Here is a 14,450-nt window from a genome sequence, read left to right on the forward strand (position 1 = left end):
CCGTTTCCGCCTCGCGGCCTTATGGATCCCCGAGGAACACCCGCACCGGCTGCCAGCGCTCCCCTCGACGCTCCAGGAGGGCGACCAGGGCCCCCTCGGGCCCATGGACCCGTAGCCGCGGGCCCGGGTGCGGGAGGTCCGCCACCGGGATGGCCTGGCCGTGGCGGAGGCGCTCCAGGATCGGCCCCGGGACCGTCACCGGCGGCCAGTCCGGCAATCCCTCCGCCATCGGCCGTAGGAGCGCCGACCACGTCCCCGCCCGGGCGGCCGCCTCGAAGGTGGCCCATGCAAGGGCCATCTCGATGGTGAAGGGACCGCTGGCCAGCCGGCGCAGGTCCGCCACGTGGGCGCCGCAGCCCAGCCGCTCCCCGATGTCCCGGGCCAGAGCCCGGATGTACGTCCCCGCCGAGCAGACCACCTCGATCGTCGCCCAGGGCGGCTCCCACGCCACCAGCCGCAGGGCATCGATCCGCACCCGCCGGGGCCGGGGCGTCACCGGCTCCCCGCGGCGGGCCTTCTCGTAGAGGCGCTCCCCGCCCACTTTGATGGCGGCGAAGGCCGGGGGGATCTGCTCGATCTCCCCCACGAAGGTCCGCAGCACCGCCTCCAAGGCCTCCCGGGGGATGTCCACCGGCCGCTCGAAAAGGACCCGTCCCTCCGCGTCACCGGTGTCGGTCGCCACCCCCAGGCGGAGCACAGCCTGATAGCGCTTGTCGTGCCCCAGCAGAAAGGCCGCCAGGCGGGTGGCCGGGCCCACCAGCAACACCAGCACCCCCGTCGCCAGCGGATCCAGCGTCCCCGCGTGGCCGATCCGCCGGACGCGGGTCAGCCGGCGCGCCCGTTCCACCACCTGGTGGGATGTCCAGCCCTTCGGCTTGTCCAGTACCAGCAGGCCCGCCGGCTCCTTCTTCATCGACGCCCCCGCCGTTCCTTGGGGAGGACATAGCCCAGACGGCGGAGCTGCTCCGGATCCCGCCGCCAGTTCTTGCGGACCTTCACCCACAACTCGAGGTAGACGGGATGGCCCAGGAGGGCCTCGATCTCCTGCCGGGCCGCCGCCCCGATCCGTTTCAACATCTGGCCGTTCTCGCCGATCACGATGGGCTTGTGGCTCTCTTTCTCGACGTAGATCGTGGCTGCGATGTAGGTCAGGTTCGGATTGCGGTCAACCCAATCCGTGATCTCCACGGCGATCCCGTGGGGCACCTCCTCCCGCAACAGCCAGAGGGCCTTCTCCCGGATCAACTCGGCCACGATGATCTGCATGGGTTGATCGGTGAGCATGTCGGGGTCGTAGTAACGGGGGCCCTCCGGGAGGTGGGCAATGATACGCTCCAACAGCCGATCCAGGTTGTCCCCCCGCACTGCGGAGATCAGCACCTCCTCCCACGGGGCCGGCGGCTCCGCGCCGGGAGGGGTCGGAGCCAAGGCCCGATACGCCGCCAGGCGGCCCTCCTGGTCCCCCCGGAGCAGATCGATCTTGTTGACGGCCAGGATCACAGGCCGGTCCGCCGCTCGCTCCTTCAACAGGTCGGCGATCATGCGATCCTCTGCGTCGGGCCACTGGGACCCATCGACCATAAAGACGATCACGTCGGCGTCCGGGATGGCCTGCCGGGCCACGGCCACCATGTATTCGCCCAACTTATGGAAGGGCTGATGGATCCCCGGGGTGTCCATGAAGATCACCTGGGCATCGGGGCGGGTCAGCACCCCCACGATGCGGTGCCGGGTGGTCTGGGGCTTGGGCGAGACGATGGCGATCTTGGTCCCCAGGTAGGCGTTGAGGAGGGTGGACTTGCCCACGTTGGGCTTGCCGATGATGGCCACAAAACCCGACTTGTGGCCGGGCGGCGTCCCCTCATATTCGGGAACGGCGGGGCTGGGCTCCAAAGCCCCCTGGGCCTCCTCGCTCACCGGTTGCTTTCCTCACGAGGGATGTTTCTTTACCAGGTGTCTTTTCATTTTCCCGGATTTCTATTTTGGCGTCCAATCTGGCCGGCGGGCCCCCTCCGCCCCGCGATCACTCCAGGCGGAACCGCTCGGCGGCCATGGCGTAGAGCCGGCGCCAGAGCAGGCGGTTGATGGCGACCACCACCAGGATCATCACCAGGGTGGCGGCCAGCAGCATCGGGTAATCCCCCCGCCCGGTCGCCTGAGCGATCAGGGCCCCTAGCCCCAGGGTGGTGTGAGTCCGGCCGGCGAACTCGACGTATTCGGCCACGATGGTAGCGTTCCACGCCCCGCCGCTGGCTGTGATCAGCCCGGTGATCAGATAGGGGAAGATGGCCGGCAGGATCAGGACTCGCCAGCGCTGCCATCCCCGTACCCCCAGGATCTCAGTGGTGAAGATCAGGTCGCGGGGGATGGCTGAGGCCCCGGCGATGACGTTGAAGAGGAGATACCACTGGGTGCCCATCAGCATCAGCAACACCGCTGCCGCCTCCAAGCCCGCGGGGAGCCGGAGCAGGACCATCAAGACCACCGGGAAGAGAGCGGTGGCCGGGATGGAGGCCACCACTTGGATCAGGGGCTGGACCCGCGGGGCCAGGGCCCGGTTCATCCCGATCCACACCCCCAACGGCACCGTCCACGCCAGGGCGATGGCCTGCGCGGCCATCACCCGGCCCATAGAGGCCAGCGTGGCCAGGGCCAAGAGGGGAAGGGCTCCCGGCGGCAGCGCGGCCAGCCACCGGATCGCCAGCCCCAGCCCATAACCCAGCCCGAGCAGGGCACCGACGCCCAGGGGGAGCCCCAGCAGCCACCCAGGGATCGGGTTGGTCGCCGGCCGGGCGGCCAGGCGCTCGCTCAACACACCCATCATCCGATCGACCTGCTCCATCAGGGGATCCCAGATCCTCTCCACCACCCATGCGCTCAACGTCGCCCGCTGCCACAGATCGTAAAGCCATGAGCCCGGGGCCTCGTCGCTCTCCACCAGCTCCAGCCGGAACTTGTCGGCCCACGCCAGCAACGGGCGCCACACCAGTTGGTCCATCCCTACGATGATCCCGATCAACACCCCCAGCCCCCAGGCCTGGGCGCCCAGATCCCCCGCCTCCGCCGCCATCTGCAGGTAGGTCCCCAGGCCCGCCAGCCGGAAGTCCCGCGCGCCGACGGTGAAGGTCTCCGCCGCCATCAGGAAGAACCAACCCCCGGCCCAACTCATCATGCTGTTCCAGATCAGGGGGATGGCCGCGTGAGGGAGCTCCAGATGCCGGAGGCGCAGCCACGGGTGCAGCCGGAAGATCCGCGCAGCTTCCCGCAGGTCCTCCGGGATGGTGATCATCGACTGGTAGAAACTGAAGGTCATGTTCCAGACCTGACTGGTGAAGATCAGGACGATCGAGGCCAGTTCCACGGCGGTGTCCTCCGGCAGGACGGCGGTCAGGGAGAGGGCCACCACCGGCAGGAAGGAGAGGATGGGGACCGACTGGAGGACATCTAGCAAAGGGAGGATCACCCGCCCGGCGAGGCGGCTGGTGGCTGCCAGGTAGCCGACCCCTAGGGAGAACAGCAGCGAGAGCGCATACGCCGCCATCATCCGCAGGAGGGACCGGGCGGCGTAATACGGCAGGACCTCGGGGGTCAGTCGGATCGTCGGCCCCGAGATGGTGGCCGGGGCACGGACCGCCAGCGTCATGGCCAGGAACAGGAAGGCGGACAGGAGCAACAGGATGACCGCGTCAGCCCCGGTCAGGGCCACCCGGATCGGGATGAAGGCGCCGAAGAACCGCCGCATCCATCGCGCTCCCCAAAGGGATGCCCCATCGAACACCGCGCTCATTGTAACCCCATCGCCGGGCGCCTGGATCCGGAGGGCCGTGCCATGCCGTCCTCTCGTTCGGGCGCTGGTCGGGGTTCGTCGTCGCAGCGGCGAATCGCTGATCGCAGCGATGAAGGCCTTCCGGATCCCCAGGGGCGGCGGGACCTGTGGGCGCCCCAGCGCCGCCGGGGACCGAGGGTGGAAGAGGCGCACGGGCTGCTCCGAGGAAGCCCCGCGGCGTTGGACGTGCTATAAAAAAGACATCGGCAGGCATTTTCGAAAAGGAGGGGCCCCGATGTCCCGCACGGCCGAGCGCGTGCGCTTCTTCACCGAGTCGGTGATCCGGGAGATGACCCGGTGGGCCCATCACTATGGCGCCATCAACCTGGCCCAGGGCTTCCCCGATTTCCCCGCCCCCGAGCCCTTGAAGGCCGCGGCCGTCCAGGCGATCATGGCGGACCACAACCAGTATGCCATCACGTGGGGCAGCCCCCGCCTGCGGGCCGCCATCGCCGAGAAATATGCCCGCTTTTACGGGATGGCCGTGGACCCGGAGCGCCACATCACGGTCTGCTGCGGGGCCACGGAGTGCATGATCGCCACGCTGCTGGCCCTGCTCAACCCCGGGGACGAGGTGATCGTCTTCGAGCCGTTTTACGAGAACTACGGCCCGGACACGTGGATCAGCGGGGCGCGGCCCGTTTACGTGCCCCTGCGGCCGCCCGAGTGGACCTTCGACCCGGACGAACTGGCCCGGGCCTTCTCGCCGCGGACCCGCGCCCTGATCTTGAACACCCCTCACAACCCCACCGGCCACGTCTTCCCGGAGGCCGAGCTCCGGATCATCGCCGACTTGTGTCAGCGCCATGACGCTTACGTCATCACCGACGAGATCTACGAACACATCGTCTACGACGGGCGCCGACACATCCCCATCGCCACCCTCCCCGGCATGTGGGAGCGGACAGTCACCATCAGCGGGATGTCCAAATCCTACGCCGTGACCGGATGGCGCATCGGTTGGTGCATCGCCCCCGAGGACCTCACCAACGCCATCCGCAAGGTCCACGACTTCCTGACTGTCGGCGCGCCGGCGCCCCTGCAGGAGGCCGGGGCGGTCGCCCTGGAGTTCCCCATGGATTACTACGAACAGATGCGGCGCGATTACGAGCGTCGGCGCCGCTTGTTGGTGGAGGCCCTGGAGGAACTGGGGTTCGAGGTCTGGTGGCCCCAGGGGGCCTACTATGTGATGACCGACTTCCGGCCCTTCGGTTTCGACGACGACACCGCCTTCGCCATGCATCTGGTCCGGGAGATCGGGGTGGCCGTGGTCCCGGGCTCCAGCTTCTACGCCCGGCCGGAGCGGGGGCGCACCCAGGTGCGCTTCGCCTTCTGCAAACGGGAGGAGACCCTTCAGCAAGCGGTCGCCCGCCTGCGCCGCCTGCGGAACCGCTGAGGGCTCCCCCGCCGGGCCCTCAGGCCGGATCGGGGCGGTCCGGCGGAGGAGGGCTTTGGGGCGCCGGCCGCGCCGGCACGCCGTAGACCAGCGTCTCCGGGGGGACGTCCCGGGTCACCACGGCCCCGGCCCCTGTCCGCGCCCGGCGCCCCACCCGCACCGGGGCCACCAGCATGGTGTCGCTCCCGATGAAAGCTCCGTCCTCGATGATCGTGGGATGCTTGCGCACCCCATCGTAGTTGCAGGTGACGGTCCCCGCCCCGATGTTCACGTCAGCCCCCACGGTGGCGTCCCCCAGGTAGCCGAAGTGATGCATGCGGGTGCGGGGGCCCAGGGTGCTGTTCTTGATCTCAGCGAAGTTCCCCACGTGCACATCCTCCCCCAGCCGCGCGCCCGGCCGCAGATGGGCGAAGGGACCTACATGGACGCGATCGGCTAAGATGGCCCCCTCCACAACCGAGGCCTCGACGACGCAGTCGTCGCCGACGTGGGCGTCCCGCAGGATGGCGTTGGGCCCGATGCGGCACCGTCGGCCGATCCGCGTCTCCCCCTCGATGTAGGTGTCGGGGTAGATCACGGTGTCCGGCCCGATGACGGCGCCAGCGGCGATGTAGACCCGCTCCGGATCCACCAGGGTGACGCCCTCTAGCATCCAGCGGGTGTTGATCCGGCGGCGCAGGATCCGCTCCGCCTCAGCCAGTTGCACCCGGGTGTTGACCCCCAGCGCCTCCTCCGCATCCTCCAGGGACACCGCAACAACCGGCTCGCCCTCCGCTGCCGCCATGGCAACCAGATCGGTGAGGTAGACCTCCCCTTTGACCGGGCTGGGCCGCAGCCGGGCCAGCGCCGGCCAGAGCCAGGACGCCCGGACCAGGTAGACCCCGACGTTGATCTCGGTGCGACGGCGCGCCTCCGCATCGGCCTCCGCCTCCTCCACGACGCCGCGGACGCGTCCCTCGGGGTCCCGGATCACCCGCCCATAACCGCTCGGATCCGGAAGGTGGGCAGTGAGCAGGGTGAGGGTGGCCCCGGCGGCCTCATGGGCCTCGACCAGTCGGCGGTAGGTCTGCGGGCGGACCAGGGGGAGATCCGCGTAGGTGATCAGGACAGCAGCCGCCTCCCCGCGGAGGAGGGGCTCGGCCCACCGGACGGCATCCCCGGTGCCCTGGGGCTCCGGCTGGACCGCGAAACGGGCACGGGATCCCGCGGCCGCGCGCACGGCGTCCCCCATTGGCCCGACGACCACCACCGGCGGCCGGGGACATCCTGCCTCCGCCAGGGCGTCCAGCACGTGCAACAGCATGGGGCGGCCGGCCAGCGGATGCACCACCTTGGGCCGCTCGGATTGAAAGCGGGTGCTCAACCCCGCCGCCAACACCACAGCCGTCCACGTCATCACGCCCTCCCGTGCTCCTCCACCACCGCGATCTCAACGCATCCGACGCTGCCCGATCCAATATCCGATGGCAACCCCCACCACCAGCAAACCCAGGAACCCCCCGGCCAGCATCAACGCCTCCCCGATCCGGGACCAATCCGGACCCGTCCTGGCCGACGGCAGCGGCCGGGTGGGCGTCGGCGCGGAGGAGACCGGCGCCGCGGGCTGCAGGCCGAACAGGTGCTGGCTCCGGCCGCCCCACGGCAGCCAGGCCTCCCGTCGGGTCGGGCCAGTGGCCCGATAGCCGGACGGGACCTCCATGGCCAGCACATAGTAGCCGGGCTCCAGGTGGTCTACGCAGATCGGCTGCCCGGCCTCGGAGACCAGCGCCTCCTTCAGCCCGCGGCCGGTGATCACGGCGATAGGGACCCCAGCGATCCACGGCTCCCCTTCCTCCCGGGCGTCGTTCCCGTTGCGATCCTCGAAGACCCCCGTGCAGAGGGCCCCGGGCGTCCGCTCCGCCGTAGGTGTCGGCGTCGGCGGGGCGGGGGTGGCCTGGGCGGGAACGATCAGGAGTTCCTGACCGATCCGCAGCAGGTCCGACTCCAGGCCATTGAGGGTCCGGATTCGATCCACCGAAACTCCATACAGAAGGGCCAGGCCGAAGAGCGTATCCCCCTCCTGGACCGTGTGGACGATCGAGCCGTCGGGGCGCGGCGTAGCGGTTATCTGCGCCTGGGCCCACGCCGGCCGCCCGGCCCCGCCCGGGCCGGAGAGGGCCAGGCCGACCAGGACCACGAGGATCCCCCCACTGAGCGCCCATCCCCCGATTCTGCGCATGCGGGCTTTTTCCTCCTTTGAGAATGCAACGCTCTCCGATGAGGAGGCTGCAGGCGCATTGTATATCAGGTCCCATCCGCCCCCAAGCCGCCAGGCCGTCCGATGGGTAGGCTGGGGAAGCCCATGGTCGTGTTAAACTCAAGGGAAGATCCTGCGCGGAAAGAGGTGCGCCGTGGCGTTCAGGCGGCGGGTTTGGAGGGTCGGGATCGGGGCCCTGCTGGCGGTCGCCTGCGCGGCTCCCGGGACGCAGGGCACTCCGACCCCGGCGCCTACGCCCACCCCACCCCCCACCCCGACGCCGGCGACTTGGCCCCTGCGCCTCCATCCCGCGCTCCCCGCCGAGGTCCGGCAGGCCCTCCGGGAGCGGCTTGTCGGAGACCGTCGGTGGGCCCTCGATGGGGGCGAGGGGCTTTCCCTGGGCCCGGTTCCCCTCACCGCCCCCCTCCGGATCGGCGTCTGGGTCTACGCCCTGGCCGCCCCCTTCTCCACCCTCGTCGACGCGGTCGCCTTCACGGACCTGCAGGCCCGCTGGCGGGGGCAGGGGGGGCTGCCCGGGGCGATCTGGGCGTCGCCGGAAACCATCGCCCTGTTCGCTGCTCGCTGGGGGCCGCCGGACCCGGCCTCCGTGATCCCGGTCTCAGAAGACGAGCTGGTGGACCGCTTGGGGGCGGCCGGGGCCGGATGGGCCCTCGTGCCCTTTCATCGTCTGGAGCCCCGGCTGAAGGTCATCGCGGTGGACGGCATGTCCCCGATGGAACGGGGGCTGGATCTGGAACGCTACCCCCTCGCCGTCGGGTTGGGGCTGGAGGAGGCGCCGCCGGCTTTCCCCGTGGCGGCCTTCCGGCAGGCGGCCGGTGGGCTGACCAACCGCGACGAGGACCGGATGACCCTCCTGGCGATGACCGGCGTGACCGCCCTGGTCCGTGGGACGGCTGTCCAGATGGAGCGGTATGGAGTGCTCTTCCCAGCGCGGGACATCGCGCCGTGGCTGCGGAGCGCCGACCTCACCCACATCAGCAACGAGGTCTCCTTCTGGGAAGGCTGCCCGCCCCCCCAGCCGCGCAGCGGCGTGGTCTTCTGCAGCAGCCCCCGCTATGCCGAGTTGCTGCGCTACATCGGGACGGACATCGTGGAACTGACGGGGAACCATCTGGCGGACTACGGGAAGGACCCCCTGCGCTTCACCCTGGACCTCTACCGGCGCATGGGGATCCAGTATTACGGCGGGGGGCGGGATCTGGCGGAGGCCCTGGCGCCCCTCCGACTGGTGCACAACGGCAACCGTCTCGCCTTCGTCGGGTGCAACCCGGTGGGGCCGGATTACGTCTGGGCCACCCCCGCGGAGCCCGGCGCGGCCCCTTGCGATCCCCGCCTCGAGGAAACCGTCCGCCGCCTGCGGGAGACCGGCTGGCTGCCCATCGTCACCCTGCAATATTGGGAGTTTTACGCTTATGAGCCGACGCCCCAGCAGATCCAGGACTTCCGCCGCTGGCGGGATCTGGGGGCGGTCATCGTCAGCGGCAGCCAGGGGCACCACGCCCAGACGTTCGAGGTGGGGCCGGGGTGGTTCATCCACTACGGGCTGGGGAACCTCTTCTTCGACCAGGTGGACCCCATCGGCGTGCGGCAGACGTTCGTGGATCGGCATGTCTTCTACGAGGGGCGCTACCTGGGGGTGGTCCTGCAGACGGCCTTCCTCGAAGATTACGCCCGCCCCCGTCCGATGACCCCGGAGGAGCGCCGGGCCCTGCTGGCCCTGCTGTTCGAACGCATGCCCCGATAGCGCCCTCCGCGCGGCCAGGGCTCTCACCGGGCCGCCGCCCGCACGGGCAGGCGGCGGACAGCGGTCTCGATCCGCTCCAGGGCCCTCCGGATGTTCTCCACGGAGTTGGCGAAGGAGAGCCGCAGGAAGCCCTCGCCGTATTCCCCGAAGGCTGTCCCCGACAGCACAGCCACCCCCGCCTCTTCCAGCAGATACGCGGCCAGTTGCCGGGAGGACATCCCCGTCCCCTCGATGTTGGGGAAGGCGTAGAACGCCCCCTTGGGCTTGAGGCAGCGGAACCCGGGGATGCGGTTGAGGCCCTCCACGATCACTTCCCGCCGCTCCCGGAAGGCCGCCACCATGCGGTCCACATCGTCCTGAGGGCCGGTGAGGGCGGCGATGCCCGCCATCTGGGTGAAGGCCGCCGTGCACGAGTTGGAGTTGATCATCAGCCGGGTCACCGCCTCGGCCAGGGGCTCGGGCATCACCCCATACCCCAGCCGCCACCCCGTCATCGCGTAGGTCTTGCTGAACCCGTCCAGGATGATGGTCCGCTCCAGCATCCCGGGGAAACTGGCGATGCTGATGTGCTCCCCTTCGTAGAGGATGCGGCTGTAGATCTCGTCCGAGAGCACTACCAGGTCGTGCCGCAGGCACAGCTCAGCGATGGCCGCCAGGTCCTCCCGGGTCAGCACCCCGCCGGTCGGGTTGGCCGGGGAGTTGAGGATCAGCATGCGGGTCCGCGGCGTGATCAACGCGGCCAGTTCCTCCACGTCCACCCGGAACTCGTTCTCCATCCGCAGCCGCAACGGCACCGGCCGCGCCCCCACGAAGCGGATCATGGACTCGTAGATGGGGAAGCCGGGGTTGGGGTAAATCACCTCGTCCCCCTCTTCCACCAGGGCCAGGATGGCGAAGAACATGATGGGCTTGCCCCCGGGCACCACCACCACGTTCTCCGGCCCGACGGGGATCCCCCGGGTGCGGCGGATGTAGTCGGCGATGGCCTGGCGGAGGGCCGGGATGCCGGCGGCCGGGGTGTAATGGGTGTAGCCCTCTTCCAGCGCCCGCACCGCCGCCGCCTTGATGTAGGCCGGGGTGTCGAAATCGGGCTCCCCGATCTCCAGGTGGATGATCTCTCGGCCCTGGGCCTCCAGGGCCTTCGCCCGGGCCAGCACCTCGAAGGCCGTCTCCGTCCCCAGCCGGGACATGCGCTGCGCCAGCCGCATGGAAGGCCTCCTTTTCCCTCGATGAACTCCGACGCATCCCGCCCGAACGCCGTTCTCCTCGATTATGGAACCCAGGGGCCATCCCCGCAAACCGGCCAGCAAGGCCCCGCCGCCCTTCCCTCCAGTTGCCCTCGGCCTTCCGTCCTCTTTATAATAGATCCAAATCGGCGCGCTGGCGCAGACGGAGGGAAGGGAGATGGCGAGCGTGGCCTTCGAGAACGTGACCAAACAGTTCGGGAACGTGGTGGCGGTGAAGGATCTGACCCTTTACATCCCGGACGGGGAGTTCCTGGTGCTGGTGGGCCCCTCCGGATGCGGCAAGACCACCACCCTGCGCTTGTTGGCCGGCCTGGAAGAGGTCACCCGAGGGCGCATCTACATTGGGGACCGGGACGTCACCGAGATCCCCCCCAAGGACCGCAACATCGCCATGGTCTTCCAGTCCTACGCCCTCTACCCCCACATGAACGTCTACGATAACATCGCCTTCGGCCTGCGCATGCGAAAGGTCCCCAAGCCGGAGATCGAGCGGCGGGTGCGCGAGGCCGCCCGCATGCTGGAGATCGAGCATCTGCTGGACCGCAAGCCGCGCCAGCTCTCGGGCGGCCAGCGGCAGCGCGTGGCAGTGGCCCGGGCCATCGTGCGCGACCCCGCCGTCTTCCTCTTCGACGAGCCCCTCTCCAACCTGGACGCCAAACTGCGGGTGCAGACGCGGGCGGAGCTGATCAAACTGCACCAGCGACTGGGGACCACGTTCGTCTACGTGACCCACGACCAGGTGGAAGCGATGACCATGGGCACCCGCATCGCCGTGATGAAGGATGGGGTGCTTCAGCAGGTGGACACGCCCCAGAACCTGTATGAGCGGCCGGACAACCTTTTCGTGGCCGGCTTCATCGGTTCGCCGCCGATGAACTTCTTCGAATCGCGGCTGGTCCTGGAGGGCGATACGCTGTGGGTGGACACAGGAGCTTTCCGCGTCCCGGTGCCCCCGGACCGGGCTCCGGTCTACCGACCCTATGTGGGGCGGCGGGTGATCTTCGGCCTGCGCCCCGAGCACATCTACGACCCGGAGTTCGCCCCACCCCTGAACCATCCCGCCCAGGTCCAGGCGCGGGTGGACGTGCGGGAACTGATGGGCAGCGAGGTCCATCTGCACCTCGTGGCGGACCGCCAGTTGTTCGTGGCGCGAGTGGATCCGCGAAGCCGCGCCCTGGTGGGGAACACGGTGATGGTCCTCTTCGATATGGACCGTATGCACCTGTTCGACACCGAGACCGAACGCGCCATCCGGTGACGCCCTGCCGGACCGGCGGTCAGCGCGCCCGCACGGCCACGAAGCGGGTGAACCCCACCCGGGCCCCTCCCCGGGCCATGGTCCCAACGCTCACGCCCACCCGGCCGCCGCCTTCGAAGGCCTCCCGAGGGACGGCGGTCGCGAGCACGCCGTTGATCCAGAACTGCATCTGCGCCCCCTCGCAGCGGACCCGTAGATGATTGGTGGTCCGCCCGGTGCGGACAGCCCCATGGGGCGTCCAGTCCACCAGGACCCGCCACCTGTCCCCCTGATGGGCAAACACCGCGTAGAACCCGTCGGCGCTGACGGCGAATCGGTAGAAGGCGCTTCCTTGCGCCAGGACGATCAGCCCGTAATCCGTCGACCGGGACCCCTCCAGAAGGGTCGCCTCCACCGCCACTTCCCCCTCCTGAAAGGCGAAGGGGGCCAGGGCCCATCCCACCGTTTGCGGCGCCTTCAGGTCCATGACCAGCCGTCCGTCCGCCACCCGGGCGGTCAACCGCTCGTCCCGTGGCAACGACCACCCGGGTGCGCCCGTCTCGAAATCGGCAACATACCGCGCTTCAGAGGCCGAGCGGCATCCGAACGCCAGCAGGAGGATCATCCCCAGGCGCCCCGCCGTCCGCGTCGCCCCATCCATGCCATCCCCGACTGAGAAGGGTTACAGGACCCATTCTATCCCCGTCAACGGTTCCGGCGGGCGCCCTTCGCCGGATCCTGCGAAATGGACCATAATCCGCCTGGAGCGGAGGTGGATACCTATGATGCCCGCCCACGAAGGCGCCCAGGGGGACGGGATCCCTCCGCGGTTCCGACTGGGGGATCCCCAATGGCTGCTGGAACTGCGCCATCTCCCGTGGCCGGTGGACTGGGCGGCGTGTTTCGGCCGGGAGGGCCCGCTCCATGTGGAGCTGGGGTTCGGCGACGGGGCCTTCCTGGCCGCCCTCGCCCGCCGGCTCCCGGAGGCCAACCTGGTGGGGGTGGAGCGGGCCCTGGAGCCCACCCGCTGGGCCCTGCGGCGGCTGCGCCGGGAGGGGCTGAGCCACGTGCGGCTGGTGCTGGGGGAGGCCTTCGCAGCCCTGGCGGTCCTGTTCCCGCCGGATTCCATCGCGGGCCTTCACATCAATTTCCCAGATCCATGGCCCAAGGCCCGCCATCACCACCGCCGCCTGCTCACCCCGGCGTTCCTCCACCTGGCCGCCCACCGCCTCCGGCCCGGAGGGGCCGTGACCATCGCCACCGACGATCCCGATTACGCCGGCTGGATCGCGGAGGCCCTGGCTGGGACGCCGGGCCTGCATAGCCGCTTCGAAACGGCGTGGGTGCCCGCGCTGCCGGACCGGGAGCCCACCCGCTACGAGCGGAAGGCCCAGGTGGCCGGCCGGGCGTGCTTCTATTTCGTCTGGGAGCGCATCGGCCCCGTCCCGCCGCCGCCGCTGCCCCGTATGTGGACCCCGGAGGGGACGATGCCGCATCGGATCTGGAAAGGAGATCCGGACCTACCGAAGATCGAGGAGGCCCTGCGCGGGCGCCTGTGGCAGGACGGCGAGGCGATCTGGCGCGTGGTCGCCCTCTACCGGCCGGTGGAGGGGGCCGGGCTGCTGATCGAGCTGCTGATGGCGGAGGGCCTGTGGGTGGAGCGGGTGGCCCTGCGGTTCCAGCCTCATGGGCCAGGGCTCTGGATCCTGAAGCCGGCGGAGATCGGCAGCCCACGACCCACCCTGGCCCTCCGGCAAGGGGTGCAGGCCATCGCCCGGACCATCGAAGAAGCCGCCCCAGCCCTCCAGGTCCTCTCCTCCACCATCTGAACGGAGGAAACGATGCGGGTGCAGACGGTGGGGCTGATCGCCGACACCCACGTCCCCCAGCGGCTGCCGTGGCTGCCCCCCACAGTGGCCGATCTCTTCCGAGGGGTGGCATTGATCCTCCACGCAGGCGACCTCAACCGCTGGCCGGTCTTGGAGGAACTGGCCCGGCTGGCGCCAGTGGTGGCGGTGAAGGGGAACGCCGACGTGGGCCTGCGGCTGCCCTCGCGGGAGATCGTGGAGGTCAACGGCGTGCGCATTGGCCTCGTCCACGGCCACGGCGGCTGGCCGGCCTACCTGCGGGACAAACTTCGTGAGCAGGCCGTCGGGCCGGAGCCGCTGCGCTACCTCCGTTACGCCCGGTCCGCCTTCACCGAGCCGGTCCACCTGATCGTCTCCGGCCACACCCATCGCCCCCATCTGGTCCAGGTGGACGGCGTCTGGCTGGTTAACCCGGGGCCCGTCGCGCCCGACTATTACATCCAGATCGGGCCCACCGCCGGCCTCCTCCATCTCCGGCCTGGCGAGGTCCGTTACGAACAGGTGGACCTGAACACCGGGGCCGTCCGTGCGTGGCTTCTCCCCCTGGAAGAGGGGTGAGGCTGGATGATTCTCCGGGTGCTGCTCGGGCTGCTCCTCAGCGGCGGGATCGGCTGGGCGGGTTACCGACTGGGGGCCCTCACCCGAAGCGGCTGGCTGGGGGCGGTCCTGATCGGGACAGCCGTCTTCGGCTTCGGGGGCTGGCCCTGGGCCTTCCTCCTCCTCGCCTTTTTTTTCTCGGCTTCCGCCCTGACTCGCCACCGATCGGGCAGGAAGACCGCTGCAGCCGTCGACTTCGCCCAGGGCGAAGGAAGAGATCTCGGGCAGGCCCTGGCCAACGGCGGGATCGCCGCCCTGCTGGCGGCGGCTTGGGCGCA

The 14,450-nt window shown here is 69.7% G+C and carries 13 protein-coding genes; 6 read left to right on the forward strand and 7 right to left on the reverse strand.

Going from position 1 to position 14,450, the window contains the following annotated elements; genetic code table 11:
• Positions 1 to 19: 19 nt before the first annotated feature.
• The 3 genes from truB to C4313_RS02560 form a co-directional block, all read right to left on the reverse strand.
• On the reverse strand, positions 20 to 913 hold the full coding sequence (truB, locus tag C4313_RS02550; RefSeq protein WP_352428309.1) for a tRNA pseudouridine(55) synthase TruB: 894 nt from the start codon (positions 911 to 913) through the stop codon (positions 20 to 22).
• Positions 910 to 1,917 carry a GTPase Era gene (gene era, locus C4313_RS02555; protein WP_352428310.1) on the reverse strand — a complete coding sequence of 336 codons (1,008 nt, stop codon included), beginning with the start codon at positions 1,915 to 1,917 and terminating at the stop codon, positions 910 to 912. Before era ends, truB begins: the two co-directional genes overlap by 4 nt.
• A gap of 106 nt (positions 1,918 to 2,023) precedes the next feature.
• Positions 2,024 to 3,742 (reverse strand): ABC transporter permease, encoded by a 1,719-nt coding sequence (locus C4313_RS02560; protein WP_352428311.1) that lies wholly within the window; start codon positions 3,740 to 3,742, stop codon positions 2,024 to 2,026.
• 319 nt (positions 3,743 to 4,061) lie between these two features.
• On the opposite strand from C4313_RS02560, the gene C4313_RS02565 reads away from it, so the two are divergent.
• Positions 4,062 to 5,222, forward strand: coding sequence for a pyridoxal phosphate-dependent aminotransferase (locus C4313_RS02565; protein ID WP_352428312.1), 1,161 nt, complete (start codon positions 4,062 to 4,064; stop codon positions 5,220 to 5,222).
• Between the two features lie 19 nt (positions 5,223 to 5,241).
• On the opposite strand, the gene glmU is transcribed toward C4313_RS02565, so the two are convergent.
• Together glmU and C4313_RS02575 are read right to left on the reverse strand one after the other, a co-directional pair.
• Complete coding sequence (glmU, locus tag C4313_RS02570; protein WP_352428313.1) at positions 5,242 to 6,618, reverse strand: bifunctional UDP-N-acetylglucosamine diphosphorylase/glucosamine-1-phosphate N-acetyltransferase GlmU; 1,377 nt, start codon at positions 6,616 to 6,618, stop codon at positions 5,242 to 5,244.
• 33 nt (positions 6,619 to 6,651) lie between these two features.
• Positions 6,652 to 7,440, reverse strand: coding sequence for a LysM peptidoglycan-binding domain-containing protein (locus tag C4313_RS02575; RefSeq protein ID WP_352428314.1), 789 nt, complete (start codon positions 7,438 to 7,440; stop codon positions 6,652 to 6,654).
• A 172-nt stretch (positions 7,441 to 7,612) separates the two neighbouring features.
• Between C4313_RS02575 and C4313_RS02580 the strand changes: the two genes are divergently transcribed.
• Positions 7,613 to 9,223, forward strand: a complete 1,611-nt coding sequence (locus tag C4313_RS02580; RefSeq protein ID WP_352428315.1) for a CapA family protein — start codon at positions 7,613 to 7,615, stop codon at positions 9,221 to 9,223.
• A gap of 23 nt (positions 9,224 to 9,246) precedes the next feature.
• Here the strand turns inward: C4313_RS02580 and C4313_RS02585 are convergent, their stop codons facing one another.
• Positions 9,247 to 10,431: a pyridoxal phosphate-dependent aminotransferase gene (locus C4313_RS02585; RefSeq protein ID WP_352428316.1), complete on the reverse strand. Its 1,185-nt coding sequence runs from the start codon at positions 10,429 to 10,431 to the stop codon at positions 9,247 to 9,249.
• 196 nt (positions 10,432 to 10,627) lie between these two features.
• Between C4313_RS02585 and C4313_RS02590 the strand changes: the two genes are divergently transcribed.
• The gene (locus C4313_RS02590; RefSeq protein ID WP_352428317.1) at positions 10,628 to 11,728 is read left to right on the forward strand and encodes an ABC transporter ATP-binding protein; all 1,101 of its coding nucleotides are present in this window, start codon (positions 10,628 to 10,630) and stop codon (positions 11,726 to 11,728) included.
• A gap of 19 nt (positions 11,729 to 11,747) precedes the next feature.
• Here C4313_RS02590 and C4313_RS02595 read toward each other — a convergent pair whose 3' ends face one another.
• A complete protein-coding gene (locus C4313_RS02595) occupies positions 11,748 to 12,368 on the reverse strand; it encodes a hypothetical protein (protein WP_352428318.1) in 621 nt (206 codons plus the stop codon).
• A gap of 124 nt (positions 12,369 to 12,492) precedes the next feature.
• On the opposite strand from C4313_RS02595, the gene trmB reads away from it, so the two are divergent.
• The 3 genes from trmB to C4313_RS02610 all read left to right on the forward strand — a co-directional run.
• Positions 12,493 to 13,536, forward strand: a complete 1,044-nt coding sequence (trmB, locus tag C4313_RS02600; protein ID WP_352428319.1) for a tRNA (guanosine(46)-N7)-methyltransferase TrmB — start codon at positions 12,493 to 12,495, stop codon at positions 13,534 to 13,536.
• 12 nt (positions 13,537 to 13,548) lie between these two features.
• Positions 13,549 to 14,133, forward strand: a complete 585-nt coding sequence (locus C4313_RS02605; RefSeq protein WP_352428320.1) for a metallophosphoesterase family protein — start codon at positions 13,549 to 13,551, stop codon at positions 14,131 to 14,133.
• 6 nt (positions 14,134 to 14,139) lie between these two features.
• Positions 14,140 to 14,450, forward strand: a 311-nt coding sequence (locus tag C4313_RS02610) for a DUF92 domain-containing protein (RefSeq protein ID WP_352428321.1), incomplete at its 3' end; no start/stop codon positions are given.

Origin of the sequence: Thermoflexus sp. (assembly GCF_040289485.1) — a bacterium.
Taxonomy (GTDB): Bacteria; Chloroflexota; Anaerolineae; order Thermoflexales; family Thermoflexaceae; genus Thermoflexus.